The organism is Streptomyces sp. NPDC057136 (assembly GCF_042670885.1).
Classification (GTDB): domain Bacteria; phylum Actinomycetota; class Actinomycetes; order Streptomycetales; family Streptomycetaceae; genus Streptomyces.
The window spans coordinates 79,720-103,521 of the sequence record NZ_JBHUUV010000029.1 but is presented as its reverse complement, the minus strand read 5'-3'; the positions used below and the strand labels follow the sequence as shown (position 1 = coordinate 103,521).

General features: G+C 69.8%; 15 protein-coding genes and 1 tRNA gene. 6 read left to right on the top strand and 10 right to left on the bottom strand.

Features of this window, described 5'->3' with window-relative positions:
- A partial coding sequence (locus tag ACFT7S_RS28635) for an SDR family NAD(P)-dependent oxidoreductase (protein WP_382736745.1) occupies positions 1-5,402 on the bottom strand: 5,402 nt, incomplete at its 3' end.
- A 323-nt stretch (positions 5,403-5,725) separates the two neighbouring features.
- On the opposite strand from ACFT7S_RS28635, the gene ACFT7S_RS28630 reads away from it, so the two are divergent.
- From ACFT7S_RS28630 to ACFT7S_RS28620, 3 genes are all read left to right on the top strand, one after another.
- A complete protein-coding gene (locus tag ACFT7S_RS28630) occupies positions 5,726-6,529 on the top strand; it encodes a hypothetical protein (RefSeq protein ID WP_382736743.1) in 804 nt (267 codons plus the stop codon).
- Positions 6,526-9,639: an amino acid adenylation domain-containing protein gene (locus tag ACFT7S_RS28625; RefSeq protein WP_382736741.1), complete on the top strand. Its 3,114-nt coding sequence runs from the start codon at positions 6,526-6,528 to the stop codon at positions 9,637-9,639. The genes ACFT7S_RS28630 and ACFT7S_RS28625 overlap by 4 nt, the downstream gene beginning before the upstream one ends.
- Positions 9,640-9,989: 350 nt before the next feature.
- The gene (locus ACFT7S_RS28620; protein ID WP_382736739.1) at positions 9,990-12,863 is read left to right on the top strand and encodes an AAA family ATPase; all 2,874 of its coding nucleotides are present in this window, start codon (positions 9,990-9,992) and stop codon (positions 12,861-12,863) included.
- A gap of 29 nt (positions 12,864-12,892) precedes the next feature.
- On the opposite strand, the gene ACFT7S_RS28615 is transcribed toward ACFT7S_RS28620, so the two are convergent.
- From ACFT7S_RS28615 to ACFT7S_RS28600, 4 genes are read right to left on the bottom strand one after another with little or no spacing between them, the layout of a single operon-like run.
- Complete coding sequence (locus ACFT7S_RS28615; protein WP_382736737.1) at positions 12,893-13,522, bottom strand: response regulator; 630 nt, start codon at positions 13,520-13,522, stop codon at positions 12,893-12,895.
- Complete coding sequence (locus tag ACFT7S_RS28610; protein WP_382736735.1) at positions 13,519-14,883, bottom strand: sensor histidine kinase; 1,365 nt, start codon at positions 14,881-14,883, stop codon at positions 13,519-13,521. The genes ACFT7S_RS28615 and ACFT7S_RS28610 overlap by 4 nt, the downstream gene beginning before the upstream one ends.
- Complete coding sequence (locus ACFT7S_RS28605; RefSeq protein WP_382736733.1) at positions 14,841-15,701, bottom strand: ABC transporter permease; 861 nt, start codon at positions 15,699-15,701, stop codon at positions 14,841-14,843. Before ACFT7S_RS28605 ends, ACFT7S_RS28610 begins: the two co-directional genes overlap by 43 nt.
- Positions 15,698-16,549: an ABC transporter ATP-binding protein gene (locus ACFT7S_RS28600; RefSeq protein WP_382736731.1), complete on the bottom strand. Its 852-nt coding sequence runs from the start codon at positions 16,547-16,549 to the stop codon at positions 15,698-15,700. Before ACFT7S_RS28600 ends, ACFT7S_RS28605 begins: the two co-directional genes overlap by 4 nt.
- A 94-nt stretch (positions 16,550-16,643) precedes the next feature.
- On the opposite strand from ACFT7S_RS28600, the gene ACFT7S_RS28595 reads away from it, so the two are divergent.
- On the top strand, positions 16,644-16,790 hold the full coding sequence (locus tag ACFT7S_RS28595) for a hypothetical protein (protein ID WP_382736729.1): 147 nt from the start codon (positions 16,644-16,646) through the stop codon (positions 16,788-16,790).
- Positions 16,791-17,254: 464 nt separating this feature from the next.
- Here ACFT7S_RS28595 and ACFT7S_RS28590 read toward each other — a convergent pair whose 3' ends face one another.
- The 3 genes from ACFT7S_RS28590 to ACFT7S_RS28580 form a co-directional block, all read right to left on the bottom strand.
- Positions 17,255-17,497, bottom strand: coding sequence for a hypothetical protein (locus ACFT7S_RS28590; protein ID WP_382736728.1), 243 nt, complete (start codon positions 17,495-17,497; stop codon positions 17,255-17,257).
- The gene (locus ACFT7S_RS28585) at positions 17,463-17,726 is read right to left on the bottom strand and encodes a DNA-processing protein DprA (RefSeq protein ID WP_382736726.1); all 264 of its coding nucleotides are present in this window, start codon (positions 17,724-17,726) and stop codon (positions 17,463-17,465) included. Before ACFT7S_RS28585 ends, ACFT7S_RS28590 begins: the two co-directional genes overlap by 35 nt.
- Before the next feature lie 353 nt (positions 17,727-18,079).
- Positions 18,080-18,152 (bottom strand) — tRNA-Ala (locus tag ACFT7S_RS28580).
- A gap of 170 nt (positions 18,153-18,322) precedes the next feature.
- Here ACFT7S_RS28580 and ACFT7S_RS28575 point away from each other — a divergent pair.
- A complete protein-coding gene (locus ACFT7S_RS28575; protein WP_328911234.1) occupies positions 18,323-18,871 on the top strand; it encodes a DNA-binding protein in 549 nt (182 codons plus the stop codon).
- Between the two features lie 72 nt (positions 18,872-18,943).
- Positions 18,944-20,392: a serine/threonine protein kinase gene (locus ACFT7S_RS28570; RefSeq protein WP_382736724.1), complete on the top strand. Its 1,449-nt coding sequence runs from the start codon at positions 18,944-18,946 to the stop codon at positions 20,390-20,392.
- A 65-nt stretch (positions 20,393-20,457) separates the two neighbouring features.
- Here the strand turns inward: ACFT7S_RS28570 and ACFT7S_RS28565 are convergent, their stop codons facing one another.
- Together ACFT7S_RS28565 and ACFT7S_RS28560 are read right to left on the bottom strand one after the other, a co-directional pair.
- Positions 20,458-21,798: a hypothetical protein gene (locus ACFT7S_RS28565; protein WP_382736723.1), complete on the bottom strand. Its 1,341-nt coding sequence runs from the start codon at positions 21,796-21,798 to the stop codon at positions 20,458-20,460.
- Positions 21,795-23,666, bottom strand: coding sequence for a VWA domain-containing protein (locus tag ACFT7S_RS28560; RefSeq protein ID WP_382736749.1), 1,872 nt, complete (start codon positions 23,664-23,666; stop codon positions 21,795-21,797). The genes ACFT7S_RS28565 and ACFT7S_RS28560 overlap by 4 nt, the downstream gene beginning before the upstream one ends.
- Between the last annotated feature and the right edge of the window lie 136 nt (positions 23,667-23,802).

The window sequence follows — 23,802 nt, the reverse complement described above, 5'->3', positions numbered from 1 at the left end:
TCAATCCCCGCACGCTCCAACACCTCCCACGACGCCTCCAACAACAAACGATGCTGAGGATCGATCGCCACCGCCTCACGCGGCGAAATCCCGAAGAACGTCGGGTCGAAGTCGGCGGCGTTGTGCAGGAAGCCGCCCGAGCGGCAGTAGGTCTTGCCGGGCTTGTCGGGGTCGGGGTCGTAGAGACCGTCGATGTCCCAGTCCCGGTTCACGGGGAAGTCCGTGATCGCGTCCCCGCCCGCGGACAGCAGGTCCCACAGCTCCTCCGGCGACGACACCCCGCCCGGGAACCGACAGCTCATCCCCACAATCGCGATCGGATCGTCGTCGACGGCCGGTGCCGGTGCCACGGCTGCCGCCAGGACTCGGTCTTCGCCGAGGATCTCGGTACGCAGGTGGTCGGCCAGGGCCGAGGGCGTCGGGTAGTCGAACACCAGGGTCGCGGGCAGCCGCAGCCCGGCAGCCACTCCCAGCCGGTTGCGCAGTTCCAGTGCGGTCAGCGAGTCGAAGCCCAGCTCCTGGAACGGCCGGCCCGGCGCGACGTCGCCCGGTCCGGCGTAACCCAGCACTGCCGCCACCTGGGTACGCACCAGGTCCAGCAGCAGCGCCTCGCGCTCGGCGTCCGACAGCCGCAGCAGGCGCTGGTGCAGCGCGCCGCCGTTCTCCGGACCGGTGTTCGCCGCGCGCCGGACCGAGGTGCGCAGCAGGCCCCGGAGCTTGTCCGGCACGCCCGCCGGGGCGGCGGCCAGCGCGGCGCGGTTGAGGCGCAGAGGCACCAGCAGCGCGGCACCCGCGTCGTCGGCACCGGTCCCCGCGCCGCCGACGGCCGCGTCGAACAGGGCCAGCCCGTCCTCGTCGGACAGCGGCACATACCCCTCGCGGGTCATCCGCTTGGCGTCGGCCGCGGACAGCTCACCGAGCATGCCACCGGTCCGCGCCCAGGCACCCCAGGCCAGGGAGACGGCGGGCAGCCCGGCCGCGCGCCGGTGCTGGGCGAGCGCGTCCAGGAAGGTGTTCGCACCCGCGTAGTTGGCCTGACCGGCGCTGCCCAGCACGCCGGCCGCGGAGGAGAACAGCACAAAGGCCGTGAGGTTCAGGTCCCGGGTCAGCTCGTGCAGATGCCACGCGGCATCCACCTTCGGCCGGAACACCACGTCCAGCCGCTCCGGGGTCAGCGCACCGACGACACCGTCGTCCAGCACACCGGCGGTATGCACCACACCCGTGACCGGATGCTCGGCCAACAACAAGGCCAACGCATCCCGGTCCGCCACATCACAGGCCGCCACCGTCACCTCGGCACCCAGCCCCGCCAGTTCGGCCCGCAACTCGACCGCACCAGGGGCATCCACGCCCCGGCGACTGGTCAGCAACAAACGCCGCACACCATGCTCAGCCACCAGATGACGAGCCACCAGCGCACCCAGACCACCGGTGCCGCCCGTCACCAGGACCGTGCCGTCCGCAGCACGCCAGTCGACGGGCCGGTCGGGCACCGTCAGCAGCGTCTTCGACAGGCGCGGCGCCAGCGCTGCCCCGTGCCGGAGCGCCAACTCCAGTTCGCCGGAGGCCAGCGCGCGCGGCAGGGCCGCCCGGGACTCCGGGTCGGTGTCCACGTCGGCCAGGACGATACGGCCGGGGTTCTCCGCCTGCGCCGAACGCACCATGCCCCACACCGCGGCGTGCTCCAGATCCATGCTGCCGTGCTCGGCAGGTCCGGCGGCCACGGCACCCTCGGTGAGGACCACCAGGGTCGACGTGGCGGACCGGTCGTCGGCCAGCCAGCTCTGCACCGAGGACAGCAGCTTGTGTGCGGCGGCGTGCGCGGCCGCAACCACGTCACCGCCGTCGCCCTCGCCGGACGGCATGAAGGACAGCAGCTCGAAGTCCGGGACGCCGGCCGCCGCGTCGGGCAGCGCCACGGGCACCCAGTCGAGCGAGTACAACGCATCCCCGGCCTGCGAGCGGGACCGGCGCAGCTGCTCGCCGTCGACCGGCCGCAGCACGAGGGAGGCGACGGAGGCGACCGGGGCGCCGGTGGCGTCCGCGAGCGAGAGCGAAGCTCCGTTGTCCGTCGGTGAAACCGTCACCCGGAGTGCCGCGGCTCCTGTCGCGTGCAGCGAGACCCCGCTCCAGGCGAACGGCAGCTCGGCCTGTTCGGTGTCCGCACCGCCGGCCAGCCCGATGGCGTGCAGGGCGGAGTCCAGCAGCGCCGGATGCAGCCCGAACGCCTCGCTGTCCGCATCCTCGGGCAGAGCGACCTCGGCGAAAACCTCATCACCCCTGCGCCAGGCAGCCGTCAGCCCCTGGAACACCGGCCCATACGCCAGCCCCACCGCAGCAAACCCCTCGTACAGACCGTCCACCGGCACCGGCTGCGCACCCGCCGGCGGCCACTCCACCGGCCCGGATCCCGGCGCCGGGGCGCCTACGGCCAGCACACCGGAGGCGTGCCGCGTCCACGCCTCGTCCCCGAACCGCGCGTGCACGCTCAGCGCGCGCCGGCCGGTCTCGTCCGATTCGGCGACCAGGACCCGCAGCTCAACCGCGCCCTGCTCCGGCAGGACCAGCGGCGCCTCCAACGTCAACTCGTCGAGCAGATCACAACCAACCTCGTCACCCGCCCGGATCACCAGCTCCACGAACGCGGCGCCGGGCAGCAGGACGACACCCGCGACAACGTGATCAGCCAGCCAGGGGTGACTCTGCAACGACACCCGGCCGGTGAACAGATGCCCCTCCGGCACCGCGACCCCGGGATCCAGCAATGAACTCCCCGAGGCCGACGGGGCATCGAGCCAGTAGTGCTGGCGCTGGAAGGGGTACGTGGGCAGGTCGACGCGCTGAGCACCGGTCCCGGCGTAGAACGCCGGCCAGTCGACCGTGTTCCCGGTGATGTGGACCCGGCCCAGAGCGGAAACCACGGCCTCCGGCTCGGGACGGTTCTTGCGCAGCGCGGGGATGAAGGCAACCGTGTCCGGGTCGATGTCGGGCAGGCAGTCCTGCGCCATCGCTGTCAGCACACCACCCGGACCCAACTCCAGGAACGTACGAACCCCTTCAGCATGCAGGGCCTTGACCTCGTCCTCGAAACGGACCGCCTCACGGACATGACGCACCCAGTACTCCGGCAACGTCACCTCACCGGTCATCGCGATCTTCGGTGTCCGGAACGTGAGCGACTCCGCAATCTTCCGGAAGTCCGCCAGCATCCCGTCCATCCGGGAGGAGTGGAACGCGTGCGAGACCGTCAGCCGCTTCGACTTCTCAAACTGCCCGGCCACCGCCAGAACGGCAACCTCATCACCGGAAATCACCACAGCCCCAGGGCCGTTGACCGCCGCGATGTCCACACCATCAGTCAGAAGCGGCCTGACCTCGTCCTCGGCCGCCCGGAGCGACACCATCGCCCCACCCGCCGGCAGCGCCTGCATCAGACGACCACGAGCGGCGACCAGCCTGCCCGCATCCTCCAGCGACAACACACCCGCCACATGCGCGGCAGCCAGCTCACCGATGGAGTGCCCACCGACAAAGTCCGGTCGCACACCCCACGACTCCACCAACCGGAACAACGCGACCTCGACCGCAAACAGCGCGGCCTGCGTGAACTGCGTCTGATCCAACCGCCCGGCCTCATCCAGCACCGCCGGATCCAGCCCCAGCGCCCCACACGCCTCATCAAACGCCGCCGCGAACACCGGGAAGGTGGCGTGCAGCTCACGGCCCATACCAACCCGCTGCGCACCCTGACCCGTAAACAACACCGCCAACTTGCCACCCAGCACCCGGCCCGACACCGTCTCCGACCCGACCACCACAGCCCGGTGCTCGAAAGCAGAACGGCTCGTCACCAGCGAGAACCCGACATCCACCGGATTCAGGTCCGCCCCGGCCTCACGCAGCTGCTCGATCGACTCGGCCAGCGCCTCCGGCGTCTTGCCCGACACCACCCACGGCACCACCGGCAGCTCGACATCACCCGCGGCAGGAGCCTCGGCCTCCGGCGCCTGCTCCAGAATCACATGCGCATTCGTGCCACTGATCCCGAACGACGACACACCCGCACGACGCGGACGATCCGCCTCCGTCGGCCACTCCCTGGCCTCCGTCAGCAACTCCACCGCACCCTCGGCCCAGTCCACCTGCGGCGACGGCTCATCCACATGCAGGGTCTTGGGCAGCACACCGTGCTGCATCGCCATGACCATCTTGATCACACCAGCGACACCCGCCGCGGCCTGCGTATGCCCCAGATTCGACTTCAACGACCCCAGCCACAACGGCTCGCCCCCCTCGCCCCGGCCCTGCCCATACGTCGCCAGCAGCGCCTGCGCCTCGATCGGGTCACCCAGCCGGGTACCGGTCCCGTGCGCCTCGACCACGTCGACCTCGGTGGCCGAGAGCCGGGCGTTGACCAGAGCCTGGCGGATCACGCGTTGCTGCGAGGGGCCGTTCGGCGCGGTGAGCGCGCTGCTGGCGCCGTCCTGGTTGATGGCCGAGCCGCGCACCACCGCCAGCACCGGGTGGCCGTTGCGCCGGGCGTCCGACAGGCGTTCCACCAGCAGCATGCCGGCGCCCTCGCCCCAGCCCGTGCCGTCCGCCGCGGCCGCGAACGCCTTGCAGCGGCCGTCCGGTGACAGGCCGCGCTGCCGGCTGAACTCCACAAAGGTGTCGGGGGTGGACATCACGGTGACGCCGCCGACGAGCGCCATCTCGCACTCGCCCTGGCGCAGCGCCTGGATCGCCCAGTGCAGGGCGACCAGCGACGACGAACACGCCGTGTCCACCGTCACCGCCGGACCCTCAAGACCCAGGGTGTAGGCGACCCGGCCGGACGCGATACTGCCCGCGCTGCCGTTGCCGAGATAACCGTCGGCGTCGGCCGGCACGGTGTGGAGACGGGCGGCGTAGTCGTGGTACATCACACCTGCAAATACGCCGGTGCGGCTGCCGCGCATCGACACCGGGTCGATCCCCGCGCGCTCGAAGGCCTCCCACGAGGTCTCCAGCAACAGTCGCTGCTGCGGGTCCATCGCCAGCGCCTCACGCGGCGAGATCCCGAAGAAGTCCGCGTCGAACTCCGCCGCGTCGTGCAGGAAGCCGCCCTCGACCGAATAGGTCGTCCCGGGCTTGTCAGGGTCCGGGTCATAGAGCCCATCGACATCCCAGCCGCGATTCACGGGGAACCCGGAGGTAGCGTCACCGCCTGCCGCGAGGAGCTGCCACAGCTCTTCGGGGGAGGTGGCGCCGCCGGGGAAGCGGCAGGCCATGCCGACGATCGCGATCGGCTCGCGGTGCTGGTCCTCGACCTCACGGAGTCGCTTGCGCGCCTCCCGCAGGTCAGTTGTCGCCCGCTTCAGGTAGTCGAGGAGTTTCTTCTCGTTTGACCCGTCCGACACCTAAGCCCCCACCGCCGAGCATTCATATGAAGCTGCTGAAGCTAATTCAGAACGCGTTTAAAGAATCAGTCGCAACGGTAAATGGCGTTGTGTAGCGCACCAACCCCTAGTGCGCCCCTGGGTTCCCCCTAGTCAGGCACTTACCGGCTCCTGAGCGCGGGAATTCGCGGATGGCGGTCCAGGGGGGCGTAAATAGGGGGACATCAGGGGCGCACTAGGGGTGCCTGGCGCTCTTCCCCCCTCCATACCCTGGCTACTCAATTCTTACGCAGTGGTGCCCGATTTAGAAAAGGGGAGTTATGCAGGATCTCGATGGATGGAGAGTGCATAACAACGGCAGCTCCGGCGAAGTCGTGCTGGCCGCCGACTTCCCGATGTCCGGTCGGGGTGAGGCCGGGTTCTCCGACTTCGCCCCGCTGCTCGACCCCTCGCTGGCGGTCTGGGAGACCCTCCCGCCGGCTGACGGGAAGGGAAGGGTGTCCGGCCGGGAGTACGTGGAGCGCTGGCTCGATGGCGTTCGCGAAAGCAATCTTGAGGTCCGAGCCGTCCTGAGCTTCTGCGCAGGGGCGGCCTTCGTCGGTGCCCTGACCGACGGGATCGCCGAATGGCAGGGCCGGGCACCCGAGATCATCATGTTCGACCCCGAGGTGCCGACCGCTCTGACGCTGCACACGCAGTTCGTACGGGCCATCGACCGCTTCTCCGTCTTCTTCTCTCCGGAGGAGACGGCCCGGATGCACGCCGGTGCGCAGCGGGTGTACGCGGAGAACGGCCACGACATCGAGTTGCTGCTGGACGCCGTGAGCGGGCTCTACCGCAAGATCGGCGACGAGGGCTTCGCCAAGGCGGGGATCGATCCGAAGTACGGGGCGGGCCTGATCGAGGTATTCAATTCCTTCGCCCGGTACCTGGTTGCCGGGGCGCAGCTGGATCCGCGGCCGGGCTGGAAGCGGGCCACCGCGATCAGCTCGTCCACGACGACCAGCGGCCTGCATTTGGTGTCCGCGACCGAGCGGGGCGGCCTGGTCGGCAACGAGCTGCGGCTGGATGTCCACCACACCCAGCTGTTGAGCAGCGAAGAGTGCGCGCGGGCCGTGACCGAGCTGCTGGGCCGGGCCTCCGCATGACGACAGCCGCGAGCCGCAAAGAAGAAGCGCTGTGGCTGCTGGAGCGCTTCGTCCCCGGCGCCGGGGTCAACAATCTCTGTCTTGCCTTCGAGGTCGATGGCCGGCTGCTGCCCTCCGTCGTCCAGGACGCGCTGACCTTCCTGGTGCGTCGGCACGAGGTGCTGCGCACGGTGTTCACCGGCACGGACTCCGGGCTGTCCAGGCGGGTGCTGGACGCCGAGGGTGTGAAGGTCGTCCTCACCGAGTCGGAGCTGCCCGAGGACGGGCAGAGCGGTGACGGGCTCGACGCGGTGCTCACCGCGTATGTGGGCGCGCCGTTCGCGATGGACGGCGAGCCGCTGCTGCGTGCCCAGGTGTTCCACGGCGCCCGGGGCGATGTGTTCTGTGTCGCCCTGCATCACCTGGTGTTCGACACCATCTCGACGACCACGCTGTTCATGGAGTTCGCGGCGGCGTACGGTGCGTTCACTTCCGGGAACGAGCCGGAGGAGTCGCTGCGCGGGGTGGTCCCGGCCGCCTCGGATCCGGAGCCGACCGAGCGGAGCCTGAAGTTCTGGCGCAAGCAACTGCACGATTTCGGGACCGTGCAGCCGCAGTTGTGGCTGGGCTCGGAGGCCGGTGACCATCCGGACCTGGTCGGTGCCACGGTGGTACGTTCGCTCTCCGCCGAGGCCGTGGAGGTCGTACGGCGGCTGCAGAAGGATCTGCGGGCGCCGGAGGCGGTCGTGCTGCTCGCCGCCTACTATCTGCTGCTGGCGCGGCACGGCGCCGGTCCCGACCTGGTCGTCGGCTCCCCGGTGAACAGCCGCGGGCCCGCGGACGCCGCGGCCATCGGCTACCACGTGAACGTGGTCCCGCTGCGTTCCCGGGTCGATCCGGCCGAGGGCTTCGGCAAGCTGGTGCGGACCACCCGCAGTGTCTTCCTCAACTCGATCTCGCATGCCGATGTGCCGGTCGACTCGCTGCTGCTGGAGGTGGACCGTGCGGGCTCGTGGCGTAACACCCTCTTCCAGCACGTGTTCAACTACGTGCCCGGAGTGGAAGTGCCGGCGTTCGACTTCTCCGGGATGACGGCGCGCTTTCTGACGGTCGAGAACGGGTTCAGCAAGTTCGACCTGGAGTTCTTTATCCTGCCGTCCGAGGACGGGATCCGGATCCGGACCGCGTACCACACGGGGGCGTTCGACCGGGCCGAGGTGGAGCTGCTGATCGAGCGGTACGAGGCGCTGCTGCTCGCGGTCGCCGAGGACCTGGACCGGCCGGTCGGTGAGGTTGCGGTGTGGTCCGGGAGGGACCGCGCGGTGATCGCCGCATCGAACCGGTCCGGGCATCCGGACGCGGGCCGTGCGCCGGGTGTCCTGGCCGCGTTCGCCGACCGGGTGCGGACCGCGCCGGAGGCCGTCGCCGTGCAGGACGGCGCGCGCGCGGTGACGTACGCGCAGGTGTGGGACGCCGCCACGCGGACCGCGCGGCAGCTGACGGAGACCGGGATCGGCTCCGGCGATGTGGTGGCGGTGGCGGCTTCGCGGAGCGCGGAGCTGGCGGCGGCGGTGTTCGGCGTATGGCTGGCGGGCGCTGCCTATCTGCCGGTCGAGCCGGAGCATCCGGAGCGCCGGGTCGCGTACCAGCTCGAGGATTCGGGGGCGCGGGCGGTGCTGCACGCCCCCGGAGTGACCGTCCCGGCCCCTCCCGGGGTGACCGTCGCCGCGATGGCCGCCATCGAGGACGTGACGGGCGGCGAGGCCGCGGTGGGCGCCGAGGAGATCGGCGCGGACGATCTGGCGTATCTGATCTACACCTCGGGCTCCACCGGGCTGCCGAAGGGCACCCGGCTCACCCACGGCAACCTGGCCAACCTGATCGAGCACTTTCGTGACGAGCTGGCGGCCACGCCGGGCGAGAGCACGCTGTGGCTGACGACGTTCACGTTCGACATCTCGGCGCTGGAGCTGTTCCTGCCGCTGGTGTCGGGCGGGCGTCTGGTGGTGGCCCCTGACGAGGCGCGCACCGACGGCGTCGTCCTGGCGTCGCTGATGGAGCGGCACCGGATCCGCACCGTGCAGGCCACCCCGACCACCTGGCGGCTGGTGCTGGAGGCCGTCGGCGGGCAGCTCGCGGGCCGGAACGTGCTGTGCGGCGGCGAACCGCTGCCCGCCGCACTGGCGCGGGATCTGATCGCGACCGGCTGTGTCCTGCGGAACGTCTACGGGCCGACGGAGACCACGATCTGGTCGACTTCAGGACTCCTCGACGATCCCGCTCTGGAGCACGTCAGTGCCGGACGGCCGATTCGCGACACCCAGGTGTTCGTGGCCGACCCCGAGGGACGCGAACTGCCGCTGCTGGTGCCCGGGGAGCTGTGCATCGCCGGCGGCGGGGTGGCCGCGGGCTATCACGGCCGGCCGGAGCTGACGGCGGAGCGCTTCAGCGAGCACGCCGAGCTCGGTCGCTTTTACCACACAGGGGATCGGGCGCGCTGGCTGGCGAACGGCACCTTGGAGGTGCTGGGGCGGTCGGACCGTCAGATCAAGCTGCGCGGGGTACGGATCGAACTCGGCGAACTGGAGGCGGTGCTCGCCGGCCATCCCGATGTCCGGGCCTGTGCCGTGGTCCTGGTCGGGGACACCGGCGCCGACGCGGTGCTCGTCGCCTTCGTCGAGTCGGCGGCAGGCAAGGCGGTGACCGAGGCGCTGTGGGAGTACGCGTCCGAGCGGCTCCCGCGGTCTTCGGTGCCGCAGGAATTCGTCGTGCTGGATGCGCTTCCGACCAACACCAGTCAGAAGGTGGACTACCCGGAGTTGACCCGTATCGCGGCACGGCGTCGTGCCGATGTTCCCGGCCCCGGAACGAATGCTGCGGCGGATCACGAGGACGCGCTCGTCGCCGAGCTGATCACGCTCTGGCAGAAGGTGCTCGGCCGGGGCGACATCACCGGCGAGAGCAACTTCTTTACCCACGGCGGGCATTCACTGCTCGGGGTGCTGCTGGTGCAGCGTATCGAGGAGATGACCGGAGCGCATATCCGGCTACCCGACATCTTCTCGCACTCGACGCCGTCGGCCGTGGCGTCGTTCATCCGGAGCAACGGGGCGGCATCCGCGAAGCGTTGACCGAGGCCGCAGGGTCAGAAGCCCTGCGGCGCGCGGACGGAGTCCAGTAAAAAAAGGTGGTTGCGTGATACATCACGCAACCACCTTCCGCGTTCTCTACGTCTGTTGTCACCGTGGAAGCAGGCCTGAATCGGCCTGCAGAGCACCTTGACGGTTCGTCAGCTCCACTGGGAGCGACACCGAGCGTTCACCTCGCGTAAGGCGCACGCGAAATCGAATAGGCTTGACGTTGAGATAGATTCTCAAAAACGTCACTCCTCTTCAAGCCGATGCAAATAGCGGCTAAAGAATTGTAAAAAAAATCAGCAGGACCGGTCAAGTTTTTGAAGCTTTTATACGGGGGAAGCTTGATGCCATTCGTCGAACGATGTTCTGAGATGGGCCGTCTTCAGGACATCATCAAGCAGTGCGACCAGGGCAAGTCGCACGTAGTGCTTGTCACCGGAGCCGTGGCCAGCGGCAAGACCGAGCTGCTGCACCAGTTCGCCGAGGAAGCGGTCGCCTCCGGAGCCCTTCTGCTCACCGCGACAAGCTCCCACGCGGAACGGACCCTCCCGCTGGGTGTCATCGGGCAGCTCTTCTGCAATCCGGCGCTACCCGCGCCGATCGTCGAGCAGGTGAACACGCTGCTGTCGGAGGACGCCCTCCCCACCCCTTCCCCCGGCCACGAACCGGTCACCATGAGGCAGACAGCAGCTCGCCTCGCCCGCAGCCTGTTCTCGACGCTGATGACCCTCTCCGCCGACCGCACGGTGGTCATCGGCATCGACGACATCCAGTACACGGACGGCCCCTCGCTGCAGATCCTGCTCTTCCTGCTGCGCCGCCTGCACTCCGGCAGACTCCTGGTGATCCTCAACGAGTGGAGCGCCTCCCAGCCCACCCACCCCGCCTTCCGCGCCGAACTGCTGCGCCTGCCCAATTGCCACCGCATCCAGCTGCGCCCGCTGTCCGAAGCCGGCGTCGCCGCGGTGCTGGGCGAGTTCCTCGACGAGACGACCGCCGAGCAGCTCGCCCCTGCCTACCACGACGTCAGCGGCGGCAACCCTCTCCTGCTGCGCGGTCTGGCCGAAGACGGCATGGTCCGGCTGTCCGGGGGCTCGGACACCCTGTCGAGCAAGCCGCTCACCGGGGATTCATTCCGTCAGGCCGTGTTCACCTGCCTGTACCGGTGGGACAGGAGCACCATCGAGGTCGCCTGTGGAATGGCGATGCTGGGCGGGTGGGCGACCCCTGCGCTGCTCAGTCAACTGATCGGTATGAAGCCGGAGTCGGCCGCCCAGATCGTAGGGACTCTGAGCAGATCCGGGCTGCTCAAGGAGGACCGCTTCCGGCACCCGGCCGTGAACGTCGCGGTCCTGGACACCATGGCACTGGACGACCGCGTCAGGCTGCATCTGCGGGCGGCCCAGCTCCTGCATGACAGCGGTATCGTCGCGATCGGTGTGGCCGAGCAATTCGTGGCCGCGGGGCAGATCCAGGAGCAGTGGGCGGTCGGTGTCCTCCAGGACGCCTCCGAGCAGGCACTGACCCAGGACAAGGTGGACTTCGCCCTGGAATGCCTGGAACTGGCACAGCGCTCCTGCACCGACGAGCGGCACAAGGCACAGCTCACCATGGCCCTCGCCCGGCTGCAGTGGCGCGCCCAGCCCTCGGCCGCGGCCCGGCACCTCGCCCCCCTTCGGCAGGCCCTCCTCGCCGGACACCTCGAAGCCCGGGACGCGGTCACTGTGACCAGGTTCCTGCTCTGGCGCGGCCGGACCGACGAAGCCCGGGAGACCCTGGAGTGGCTCCACGAATCGGCCGGCACCTCCGATCCGCAGATCGTCGCCGAGCTCCAGACCCTGCAACCGTGGCTGTATCTGGGGCAGTCACCGGTGCTCGACCGGCTCGCGGACAAAGCCGCCGCCCAGCGCGCCGAGCGACTCCCGCAGGACCAGCGGGGCGCCGGGCTGATCTCCATTCCGAGTCATCCCGCCCTGACCGCATGCGCCGCGCTCAGCTCCGTCCTCACCGAAGGACCGAGCGAGAAGGCCATCGGATGGGCTGAGCAGGTGCTCGCCGGCTGCACCCTCTCCGACAGCACCCTGGCCTCGGTCATGGCCGCCCTGAGCGCACTCATCCATGCCGACCGGCCGGACAAGGCGGCGCCGTGGTGCCACGTCTTCCTCGGCGAGGCGCGGGCCCGGCGCGCGACCAGCTGGGAGGCGCTGCTCAGCGGGGCCCGTGCGGAGATCGCGTTGCGCCAGGGCGATCTGCCCACCGCCGAACGCTGGGCCCGCGATGCGCTGCGGCTGATCTCCCCGAACTGCTGGGGTGTTGCGATCGGCTACCCGCTCGCCGTGCTGATGCTCGCCCAGACCGCGATGAGCAAGCACGAGGAGGTGTCCCAGCTGGTCCGGCAGGTCGTGCCCGAGGCCATATTCCAGAGCCGGTTCGCCCTCAAGTACCTGCACGCCCGCGGCCACCACTATCTGGCCACCAACCGGCTGCAGGCCGCGCTCGCGGACTTCCAGCGCTGCGGCGAGCTGATGAACGAGTGGGATCTCGATCTGGCCGCGCTGGTGCCCTGGCGCAGCGACAGCGCACAGGTCCAGCTCAGCCTCAACCGGCGTGAGGCGGCCACGGACCTGGTGACCGAACAGCTGGCCATGCCGGGCTCGAACGGCCCCCGTACCCGGGGGATGAGTCTGCGGGTGCTGGCCGCGGCCAGGGACCCGAAGCAACGGCCGCTGCTGCTGCGCGAGGCCATCGACCTGCTGCAGGAATCGGGCGACCGGGTGCAGCTGGTCTGCGCGCTCGCCGACCTCAGCCGGGCCGACCACCACTTCGGGGAGTTCAACCGCGCCCGCATGATGGGGCGGCGCGCCATGCAGGTCGCCCAGGACTGCGGCGCCGAGCAGCTGTGCCAGCGGTTGCTGTCCACCCATGACTCGGCCGAGAACGCGGCCGAGCCGGAGACCGGGACCGCAGTCGACGGCTCCGAGTCGCTCAGCGACGCCGAGCGACGAGTCGCGGCGCTCGCTGCCGTGGGGCATTCGAACCGGGAAATAGGGCGGAAACTGTACATAACGGTGAGTACGGTGGAGCAGCATCTCACCCGCGTCTACCGGAAGCTCAGCGTCGAGGGGCGCTCCGACCTCCCGTTGCGGCTCAAGGACGGGGACTACGGCGCCCCGCGGCTCGCCATGGCCCAGGGCTGGACGGCCGCGTCCGGATCCTGATCCCGGGGCCGGGGGGCGGGCGTTCAGGACTACGGGGTGAGAAGCCCGTGCTGCATGGCGCGGGTGACCGCGGCGGTACGGTCGGAGACGCCGAGTTTGCCGAAGGCGCGCAGCAGATGCGTCTTGACCGTGGTGTCGCTGATGAAGAGCCGGCGCCCGACCTCGGCGTTGGTGTAGCCCTTGGCGACCAGCCGGAGCACCTCCAGTTCGCGGTCCGACAGCTGCGGACGCTCCGGCTCGCCGCCGCGCAGCCGGGACAGGAGCTTCGCGGCAACCGAGGGGGCGAGTACCGTCTCGCCCCGGGCAGCGGCCCGCACCGAGTCGGCGAGTTCCCCGCGTGAGGCGTCCTTGAGCAGGTAGCCGACCGCTCCCGCCTCCACCGCACGCAGGATGTCGCGGTCGGTCTCGTACGTGGTCAGCACGACCACCCGCATGCCGGGGTGGGCGGCCAGGATCTCGCCGGTGGCGTCGACGCCGTCGCCGCCCGGCATCCGCAGGTCCATCAGCACGATGTCCGGCTGCAGCCGGCCGCAGAACACGACGCCCTCCGGGCCGGAGGACGCCTCGCCGACGACGTCGAGGTCGGGTTCGGCGTTCAGCATCCCGCGCAGGCCCTCCCGCACCACAGGGTGGTCGTCAACGAGCAGAATGCGGATCATCGGGTGGTCTCCAGGTCCGTTGCGGGCGTCGTGCGGGTGTTCGCGGGCCGGGCTGCGGAGCGGCTCGGGCCAGCCGGTTCGAGGCGTTCGCCCAGGTCGGCGGAAATACCGTCGGGGCTCGCGGCCACCGGCAGCCGGATGGTCAGCTCGGTGCCCTCGCCCGGGGCGCTGCACACCTTGGCCGTGCCACCGATCTCGGAGACGCGGGCGCGCATACCGGGCAGCCCGTACCCCCCGCTCCGGGCCGCCGGGTCGAAACCGCGGCCGTCGTCGACGATCGTGAGCTCCAGACCGTCAGCGGCATAGGCAAGGGCGACGGCGACCTCACGGGCATGTGCGTGCTTGCGGATGTTGGCCAGCGCCTCCTGGCAGGTGCGCAGCGCAACCACCTCCACGGCCGGCGGCAGCCGCCTCGGCGTGCCCTCGACATGAACGGTGATGGCCACACCGAGCTCCGCGGCCAGCCGCTCGGCGAGCCGGCGCACAGCCTCCTCCAGGGACGCGGAGTCGAGCTGGGCGGGGCTGAGCGCGGCGACCAGGGTACGGGACTCGGCGAGGTTCTCCCGGGCCGTCTCCTTGACCAGCTCGACGTGGCGGCGCGCCTGTTCGAGGTCGTGGTCGAGTTCCGACTCCACCGCCTGGCTGAGCATGATCACGCTCGTGAAGCCCTGGGCCAGGGTGTCATGGATCTCCCGGGCCAGTCTTTCCCGTTCGCTCAGCGCCCCGTGGGCGGCGGACAGTCGCGCCACCTCGTCGCGGCTCTCGTCGAGCTGCCGGATCAGCTCCGCCCGGTCCCGGCTCTGGTCGACGATGCGCTGGATCCAGCCGCCGAAGGCGAGGGAGAACGCGGTGATGAGCACCGTCAGCACGCTGAACTGCAGCAGCCGCTGGTACTGGTCGTGCCAGAGGGCGCTCCAGCCGATCAGTGGCATGAAGTTGATCACGAGCATCGACAGCATCGCCCGGCGGATGCTCAGCAGCATGAAGCACTGCGGCCCCAGCGCGAACATCGCGATGGTCGCCTCCTGGTCGAGGACCGCCGCCGGGACGAACAGGACGGCGGCCCCGCAGATGTAGGCCATGGTCCGCGGCGAGTTCTCCGGGTCGTTGCGCATCGCCGGGCGGCCGAGGAGGAGGTACAGCGGCAGGGCGAGCAGCACCAGTGCGGCGGCGTACATCCGCGGGGTGTGCCCCCGGCCGTCCGACAGCCACAGGAAGATCTCCGTGACGACCAGGACGACGCCGAAGTACAGATCCCATCTGGGTGCGTCCCGCTGCCAGACGTGCACGCCCCGCGCGTTGTACTCCACGGGCGCCGTCATCCGTCGCGTCGGCTCTTCCAGCGGAAGGTCGTCAGGCACAGGACCAGTCCTCCGATGCACCAGGCGGCCAGCACCAGGGCGATCCGGCCGTACTCCCAGTCTCCCGCCTGCTCCAGGGCCTTCGCCTGGTCAGGGAGGAAGACTCCACGGAAACCTTGACACATCCACTTCAGCGGGAAGAACGAACCCACCTTCAGCATCCAGCCGGAGATGCTGTCGATGGAGATGAAGACGCCCGAAATGAACTGGAGGACCAGGAACGGCAGGGTGATCACGGCGGTGGCGCTCTTGGCGGTGCGCGGCACACTGCTCATCGCGATGCCGAGCAGGGAGCAGGCGGTCAGGCCGCCCAGGAACACCCAGCTGAAAGTCAGCCACTTGGCGGGGTCGGTGGGCAGTTCCAGGTCGAACAGGGTGACACCGGCGACGATCAGCAGGACCGTCTCGGCGATTCCGCTGACCAGGACCAGCCACAACTTGCCCAGGAAGTAGGAGCTGCGCGGCATCGGCATGCCGCGCAGTCGGCGCAGCACACCCTCGTCGCGCTCGCTGGCGATGCTGATGCCCAGCGACTGGAAGGTCGTCGCCATCAGGCCGGCGCCGAGCATCGCGGAGACGTACAGCTGCGAGACGGTGATGTCGGTGCCCTCGACCTTGCCCTTGAAGATCGAGGCGAACAGGCACATCAGCACGGCGGGCAGGGCGAAAGTGAAGACCACGGCCTCGCGGGCGCGGAAGAACTGCTTGATCTCGATGCCACCGCGCAGGAGTCCGAGCCGGAAGGCGCCGGGCAGCCGGGCTTCGGTGCGCGGGACGCCTCGGGTCACGACCCCGGCGTCGGCTGTCGTCTGCGTCATGCTGCTGCCTCCTGCTCGATCATGCTGAGATAGACGTCTTCCAGGGACGGCCGGGTGACCGTGAGTTCGGGGACCTCACCACCGAAGCAGTTCGCCAGCTCGCGCACCACGGCAGCCGGGGTGTCGGTGAGATGGTCGTGGCGGCCGTCGGGGCCGGTCCACGAGACGGTGGCCTTGGAGTGGGCGCGGCCGCCGAGCGTGGCCGGGGTGCCGACGGCGACGACACGTCCCTTGGATACGACGGCGAGCCGGTCGGCCAGCGCCTCGACCTCGTCGAGGTAGTGGGAGGTGAGCACGATCGTGGTACCACCGTCGGCGAGCAGCCGGATCAGATCCCAGAACTGGCGGCGCGCGGCCGGGTCGAAGCCGGTGGTGGGCTCGTCGAGGAAGAGCAGCTCCGGATTGCCGATCACGCCCAGGGCGACGTCGACGCGCCTGCGCTGACCACCGGACAGCCCTGCCACCCGCGCCTTCGCCTTCTCGGCCAGGCCCACCAGTTCGATCACCTCGTCGGGGTTGCGCGGGTTCGGGAAGTACCCGGCGAAGTGCCGGACGGTCTCGGCGACCGTGAGCTCGCTGGGGGTGACCTCGTTCTGCCAGACGATCCCGATCCGGGACCGCCACCGGCGGCTCGGCCGGCCCGGGTCCTCCCCGAGTACGGAGACCTCGCCGCCGTCCCGGTTGCGGTGGCCCTCCAGGATCTCCACCGTCGTGCTCTTGCCCGCTCCGTTCGGGCCGAGCAGACCGAAGACCTCGCCGCGGGCGATGTCCAGGTCGAGGCCGTCGACGGCGGCGAAGCCGCCATACGCCTTGCGCAGCCCCCGCACGCTTACCGCTGTCTGATTCATGCCTCCAGCCTTCCAGCGGCGGGGTCTGCGCCGGTACGACCGACCAGGCGGACCCTTGTCCTCCGTTCGGAGGACAAGGGCTGTCGTACGGACGATGAGCGCGCACCGCGGCGCACTCCCCGCGGGCTCAGCCGTCCAGGTCCGCGATGACCTGCACCCGGTCGAAGCGCAGTACGGCCAGATCTCGCCCTGGGCGGCTGCCGGGCCGGTGCCGGCTCCTTCGACCGGGGCGTGGGACTGATCATCGCCGAGGGCACGTACATCAACCACCACTCCGCGGGCACCAGCGACCGGGTCCCGCAGTTCCACGGCGAGGACGCGCTCGCGGGGCTGGGCGGGTGTCGCGGTCACGGGTGGGGCCGACCGTGCCGGCCACCATGTCGCGCAGCGGGTGGTCGGTGCGTCCACCGGTGCTGGGCACCGTGGTGACGGTGTCAAAAGAAGGCGCCGCGCAACCAGCCCTGATGCAGGGTTCATGCGCGGTGAGAAAGCGCCACAGCACGGCCGCCAGCACCATACGGAAATGCTGCCGTTCAAGGCCCTGAGCGTTCTTGTAGCGCCACAGTTCGTTGGCGTGGTGGGATAGCCGGCATTCACCGGCCGTGGCAGATCTGGCAGACACCCGGCCCGGACAGCAGAGGGTGGACGAGGAAGTCGGCACACCGGGCGGACAGCCCGATGACGGATGCCACCCGCGGCCGCCGTCTACGCCCAGGTGAGCTCGCCCGTGGCGGGGACGAGGGAGTCGAGTTCAGCAAAGACGTCGTCAGGGCCGTCAATGATGGTGGTGTTCGGCCGCGACGCGTACTCCCGTGCCCACTCATGCGTCATGAGAGGACGCATGAGGAACACGCGGCGCCCGTGCTCCAGGGCGAGGCGAGCCCGCATGCGGGCCCCGCTGCGGTAAGCAGCCTCAACGACGACGGTCGCCAGGCTGTAGCCGCTCATCACCGCGTTGCGCATGGGGAAACGAGGCCTTCGATGGCGACGCGTCGGGCCAGAACTGGGAGAGCAGCAGCCCGCGTTCAGCGATCTCCTGCTGCAGCCGGGCGTTCTGCGGGGGATAAGAGCGCCGCAGGCCGGTGCCGATGACGCCGACGGTGCGGCCACCGACAGCGAGGGCCGTGCCGTGCGCCGCGGTGTCGATCCCCGCTGCCGGCCCACTGACCACGGTCACGCCGCGCTCGGCGAGCCCGCCTGCGGCACTCCCTGGCGGGGCAGGGCCGGACAGGCCCACCGCCGCCCGGCTCGCATTGCCTCAGCACGCGCATCAGGCAGGACGCACCACCGGCCAGAGCCCAGCCCGCCACCAGCCCAGCCCACGCAGCCCCTCTGTTTCCGCACCACCATCCCGGCTGAGCCCAGGAGATCCACGGGAAGCAGCGGCGAGCAGCAAACCCCGAGATTCCCCGGAACTCAGGCCTCTGACCACAGCTCGTCAGCACCACCATGCCGACATGTCAGCACACAAAATCGGGACAAAAAAGCCCCCCTGACCGCGTTCCCGCAGGTCAGAGGGGTCTAATCGCGTGGAGCCTAGGAGATTCGAACTCCTGACATCTGCCTTGCAAAGGCAGCGCTCTACCAACTGAGCTAAGGCCCCGAAAAGGGGACAGCACCGAACACGTCCGTGTCGCGGCGACCGTCGCAGACCAGAGTACCGGGTGACCCCCTGAATCCTGCAAAAGGATTGGGACTCCCCGTCGGCAACCACTCTCCGTAAGATGCACGACGAGGTTCGCAGCAGCGAAGCCGCAGCGAAGGGGAGACGCAATGGACGCAGCGCAGCAAGAGGCGACGGCGAGAGCCAGAGAGCTTCAGCGCAGTTGGTACGGAGAGCCGCTGGGGGCGCTCTTCCGTCGGCTGATCGATGATCTCGGCCTGAACCAGGCCAGGCTCGCCGCGGTGCTCGGGCTGTCGGCTCCCATGCTCTCCCAGCTGATGAGCGGCCAGCGCGCCAAGATCGGCAACCCCGCGGTCGTACAGCGGGTGCAGGCGCTCCAGGAATTGGCCAGCCAGGTCGCGGACGGCAGTGTCAGTGCGGGAGAGGCGACCGACCGGATGGAAGAGATCAAGAAGTCGCAGGGCGGGTCGGTCCTGACCTCCACCGGCCAGACCTCGACCACGGGCGGAGCACCGACCGTCAGGCGCGTCGTGCGCGAGATCCAGTCCCTTCTGCGGTCGGTCGCCGCGGCTGGCGACATCATCGATGCGGCGGACTCCCTCGCCCCGACCCACCCGGAACTGGCAGAGTTCCTCAAGGTGTACGGCGCCGGGCGCACCGCCGACGCGGTCGCGCACTACGAAGGACATCAGAGCTAAGCACCTGGGCCGGGAGTCAACTCCCTGGAACCGGGCACGAGCCGAAACAGAACTGGGAGCGGACGCAGCGCAATGGGTGAGGTCTTCGCTGGTCGGTACGAACTGATCGATCCGATCGGACGCGGTGGGGTCGGTGCCGTCTGGCGTGCGTGGGACCACCGCCGCCGCCGCTATGTGGCGGCCAAGGTCCTTCAGCAGAGCGACGCTCATACGCTGCTGCGCTTCGTACGCGAGCAGGCACTGCGGATCGAGCACCCCCATGTGCTGGCTCCCGCGAGCTGGGCCGCCGACGACGACAAAGTCCTGTTCACCATGGACCTCGTCAGCGGCGGCTCGCTGGCCCATGTCATCGGTGACTACGGCCCCTTGCCCCCGCGCTTCGTCTGCATGCTCCTCGATCAGCTTCTCTCCGGGCTGTCGACGGTGCATGCGGAAGGCGTCGTGCACCGCGACATCAAGCCGGCCAACATCCTCATGGAGGCCACCGGAACGGGCAGGCCGCATCTGCGGCTCTCCGACTTCGGTATCTCGATGCGCAAGGGCGAGCCACGCCTGACCGAGACCAACTACGTGGTGGGCACTCCCGGTTACTTCGCACCCGAGCAAATGATGGGCGCCGAGCCCGACTTCCCCGCCGACCTGTTCGCGGTCGGTCTCGTCGCGCTCTATCTGCTCCAGGGCAAGAAGCCCGACTCCCAGGCCCTCGTCGAGCACTTCGCCTCGTACGGAACTCCGAGCGCCCCGCAGGGAATCCCCGAGCCGCTGTGGCAGGTCCTTGCCGGTTTGCTGCAACCGGACCCGCAGGCCCGCTTCCGGACGGCCACGGGCGCGCGCAAGGCCCTCACCGCGGCGGTCGAGATGCTGCCGGAACCGGCCGAGGGCGAGGAGCCGGTAGAGGTCTTCGACCAGATCGGGCCGCTGCCGGCCGGATTCGGCCCCGCAGGCCCCCTCACCGCCCGCCAGACGCCCGAGCAGGCGCCCCTCCAGGCCGGTACGCAGCACCACGCGGCCCAGAACCCCCAGCAGGACACGCAGGCCCCACAGCACTCCGCTCAGCAGCCCTACACACAGCAGCCGCACCCCCAGCCGTACTCCCCGGCTTCCGGCACCCAGCCGTCCGGCCCGCCCACGCCCGTCCCCGCGCCCATGTCGGAGACAGGCAGCTTCCACCTTGCGCCGCCTCCCCAGCAGACCGCGACACCGCCCCACACGGCTCAGCCGGCAGCCCCGCACTCTCCGCTCCAGCCGCATACGGGCTCCCCCTTCCCTGCTGCCGCGCCGGATCTCGCCCAGGCCCCCACCACCGCGGTGCAGCACGATCCGTCTCCTACTCGTGCTTACACCGCCCAGCGCCCGCAGGTTCCCCATCCCGCCGCGCCGGTTTCACCGGCCGCCTCCCCGCACCACGGCGCACCCGCCCGCCAAACACGTCCGGGACCGCCCCCGAAGGTGGCGATCCCGGTCCTGCTCGTCGCTCTGCTCTGTTTCGCAGTGGGTATCTGGGCACTGACCCAGGCCTGATCCGCAGGCCGACGGCCGACGGCCGACGGCCGACGGCCAAGGGACCGGCAGCCGGAGCCCCCGGCCTACCAGGTCTGCGGCGGACCGCCGTACGGCGGCTGCTGACCGCCCGCGCCCGGCGGAACAGCCGCAGGAGCCGTGCGGCGCCTGGCCAGCAGCGTCCATGCCCCGAGCCCGAGCAGCAGCACGGCGCCCGCGCCGATCCCGGCTGCAGCCACCAGCTTCATCGTGTCGCTCTGAGCCGCCTGCGGAGCGCTCTGCCCGCTCTTCGCCATGTCCTTGTCCTCGTCGCTGACGCCGAAGACGCCGGCCGCACCCGCGTACGGCGAAGCCTTCGCGTCATTGCGGACACTGACCTTCAGCCTCAGTGGAATCGCCTCGTCGCCGTAGAACTTCGCGATTTTCGGGCTCAGCGTCACCGACAGGTAGTACCAGCCGGCGAACCGCATGGCGCTGACATCGGACGCGTAGCCGAACCGGTTCCGGTAGTCCACCGGAGGCAGCGGGTCCAGGGCGGCGGAGGCCGGCTCCCCCGAGTAGGAGAGCGTCGCGTCATCGACATGGCCCTGGACCGGATTCTCCAGCGACAGCGCGAGCGCGTTGCCCATGTACTCGGTCGACTTGGTGTTGTTGCTGAGCGCGGCGCTGGCGAAGATCTGCTGTCCCCAGTCCACCGGCACCCGGTAGAAACGCGTCTGACCGGGCGCGATGTTGTCCTGCCACTCACCGGTCTCCAGACCGGTTGCGTCGTAGAAACTGCTGCCGCCGGCCCGCTTCTGCTTGCCCGTGGGAGGTGTGGGCGAGGCCGATGACCAGTTCTCCGGTGCCTCGGTCGCCTGCGCGTCCGCGGCCTTCGCCGCCGGCTCCGACGCGTACCGCAGCTCCAGGTCCCACTCGGCGGGAGACGACGTGGCGTTGCTCTTCCGCTCGATCAGTACGTTGTACTCACCGCCTTCCCTGCAGGTGCTGTTGCCCTTCTCGACGATCCGGTGCGCGTACGCGGCGATCGGGCGGGCGAATTCCGCCGAACCGAAGATCGCGTCCTCCGAGCTGCACTGCGTATCGTCGACGTCCCTGATGCTGACGGTGATGCCGTCCCCGTAGGCGACCTGGCCGCCCGACTCGGGCACCACCACCGCGGAGACGTAGGCGTTGGTCTCGTCGTCGAGGTTCAGCCGGTAGTACAGCTTCTGGCCCGGCTTGATCGCACTCCTGTAGACCGAACCGGACGTCAGCTCCGACGCCTCGGCGTTGGTCTCCGTGCCCCGTACCGTCTTCGCGTCGGGGTCGAAGGCGTACGGAGCCGGGTCGTCGGCCGCGTGCGCCTGACCCGGCAGCGCCGCCACCGCGCACATCGCCGCGATGGACGCGAGCGTCACCCGGCCCCTGTTGCGCTGCCTTTTCACGCGCTTCCCCTCGTCGTCTGCGTGGCCGCCCTGCGCCGACTGCGTACAAACACGAGTCCCGCGATCACAGCCACCACGGCGCCCGCTCCGGCAGCGGCCGCGATGCCGGTCCATCCTGCCCCGCCCGTACCGCCGCTGTCTTCGGCCACAGTGGAATTGCCCTGATTGTCCGTCTTCTCGCCCTGTCCGCCGGTGGACTTCCCCGCCAGGACAGGCGCACCGTGCTGCGGACCGGCCAGTTCGTCCCCGAGGACCGCCACTCTCAGCACGAAGCCGATCTGCGGATTCTCGGCGATCTCCGCGGCCTTCGCGCCCAGCGTCACGGCAATGTAGAAGTCGCCCTTGCTGTGGACCGGCTGGACGACCGAGCGGGATTCGTAACGGTTGGTCCAGGCGACCGGGACCGACCCCATCCTGATCGCCGCGGGACGACCGCTGTACAGCGCCGTCGAAGTGAATTCACCGCTCCCCTTACCGAGGGGGAAGCGGGCCTGGGTGAACAGCTCCGTCCCGCCGTACGAATAGGTGCCGGACACGTCCTTCACCGTCGGCTCGTTGGCGAACTCCACGTCGTAGCGGACCTGCTGACCCCACCCGGCCGGGACCTTGTACCAAAGGGTCTGCGCCGGCAGGATCCGGTCCCGCCACACCCCTTGGCCGAGCTCCTCGGCATCGTTGAAACCGGTGCCGCCCCGCACTTCACGCGGGTCCCCGGCCGGCAGTACGGCCTTCTTGCCACCGGCTCCGTACTCCGGCTGCGACTGGGCCGGGGTCACGCCACCGGCGAGCGGCGCCTCCACCCCGTACAGCAACTCGATCGGCCAACGCGCCGCGTCCGAGCCCTTCTTGCTCTTCCGCTCCGCCACCAACCAGTACCGGCCCGCCTCGTCGCAGCTGCGGGTGCCGTCCGCCGAACGGATACGGGAGACGGCCGAAGTCAGCGGGGTCGCTCCCTCCCGCTGGTAGAAGTGCTCCGTATTGGTGGCGCAGTTGCTGTCCGTGCCGTACGCGATGCTGGTGCTCAGACCGTCGAAGGTGTCGACCGCCGCTCCGGGCTGCGGCACGGCCGTCGCCGCGAAGTCCACCGTGGACACGGCGTCGAGGCCGACGGCGTAGTACCGCTTCTCGCCCGGCCCGATCGTGTCCAGGTACTGCCCGGGCGTGAGGGTGGGGGCCTTGTCTCGGGTGACGGCGCCCGCGACCCGCTCGCCCTTCAACCGGTAACCGTCCGCGGAGAGTTGCGCCGCCCGCTGAAGCTGCCTGGCCAGTGCCGCGGCATCCGGCGCGTCGTAGTAACGCCCGTTGCCCGCCCGCGCGATGCACTCCAGCTGCTCGCGGGCCGCGCCCTCGACCTGGAAGCCCACGGTGTCGATCCGCAGCCCGGTCCCGTCCTTGCCGAGCTGCTCGGCGACCTCACAGGGCTGCGGCGTACCGCAGTTGTCCTCGCCGTCGGAGATCAACAGGACGGTACGCGTGCCGATGGCGCCGCCGGAGGGCTCGGGAAGATCCTCCGCGGCCTTCTGCAGGGACAGTCCGATGGGGGTGTCGCCTCGGGGCCGCACCGCCGCCACGGCCTTCTTGACGGCGGCCCGGTCCAGCTTCTCGACAGGCCGTACGAGCCGGGTATCCGTACAGCCCTGCGGCCGGTCGGCCCCGTAGACCCGAAGGCCGGTGGGATGCCCGTCTGGCAGGGCATCGACCACCGTGCCGACGGCCGCACGTGCGGACTCCATCCGGGTCCTGCCCGCGCCGTCGTCGTCACCCATGGAGCCGGACGAATCGAGCACCATGACAAGGCTGCTGCCACCGGAACCGCTCGTATCGTCGACGGCCGGCGCCGACGCCGCGGCCGGCAGCACTCCTGCCATCAGGGCGAGGAACGCCCCGCCGATCAACACCCCTGCCGTTGCAGTGCGGCGGTGCTTACGTGCCGTCACCCGTGCCCCCCCTAGGCAGAAATCGCAGCTTGTTTGCTCTCGCAAGCTAGCGATTTGCGTAGGCGAA

What these genes read in the sequence shown, in the direction of transcription:
- ACFT7S_RS28590 (WP_382736728.1), bottom strand. Translation starts at nt 17,497, where the DNA reads ATGAGCGGCTACAGCCTGGCGACCGTCGTCGTTGAGGCTGCTTACCGC.
- ACFT7S_RS28620 (WP_382736739.1), top strand. Translation starts at nt 9,990, where the DNA reads ATGCCATTCGTCGAACGATGTTCTGAGATGGGCCGTCTTCAGGACATC.
- ACFT7S_RS28605 (WP_382736733.1), bottom strand. Translation starts at nt 15,701, where the DNA reads ATGACGCAGACGACAGCCGACGCCGGGGTCGTGACCCGAGGCGTCCCG.
- ACFT7S_RS28595 (WP_382736729.1), top strand. Translation starts at nt 16,644, where the DNA reads ATGAGCGCGCACCGCGGCGCACTCCCCGCGGGCTCAGCCGTCCAGGTC.
- ACFT7S_RS28625 (WP_382736741.1), top strand. Translation starts at nt 6,526, where the DNA reads ATGACGACAGCCGCGAGCCGCAAAGAAGAAGCGCTGTGGCTGCTGGAG.
- ACFT7S_RS28560 (WP_382736749.1), bottom strand. Translation starts at nt 23,666, where the DNA reads ATGGCAGGAGTGCTGCCGGCCGCGGCGTCGGCGCCGGCCGTCGACGAT.
- ACFT7S_RS28575 (WP_328911234.1), top strand. Translation starts at nt 18,323, where the DNA reads ATGGACGCAGCGCAGCAAGAGGCGACGGCGAGAGCCAGAGAGCTTCAG.
- ACFT7S_RS28615 (WP_382736737.1), bottom strand. Translation starts at nt 13,522, where the DNA reads ATGATCCGCATTCTGCTCGTTGACGACCACCCTGTGGTGCGGGAGGGC.
- ACFT7S_RS28570 (WP_382736724.1), top strand. Translation starts at nt 18,944, where the DNA reads ATGGGTGAGGTCTTCGCTGGTCGGTACGAACTGATCGATCCGATCGGA.
- ACFT7S_RS28600 (WP_382736731.1), bottom strand. Translation starts at nt 16,549, where the DNA reads ATGAATCAGACAGCGGTAAGCGTGCGGGGGCTGCGCAAGGCGTATGGC.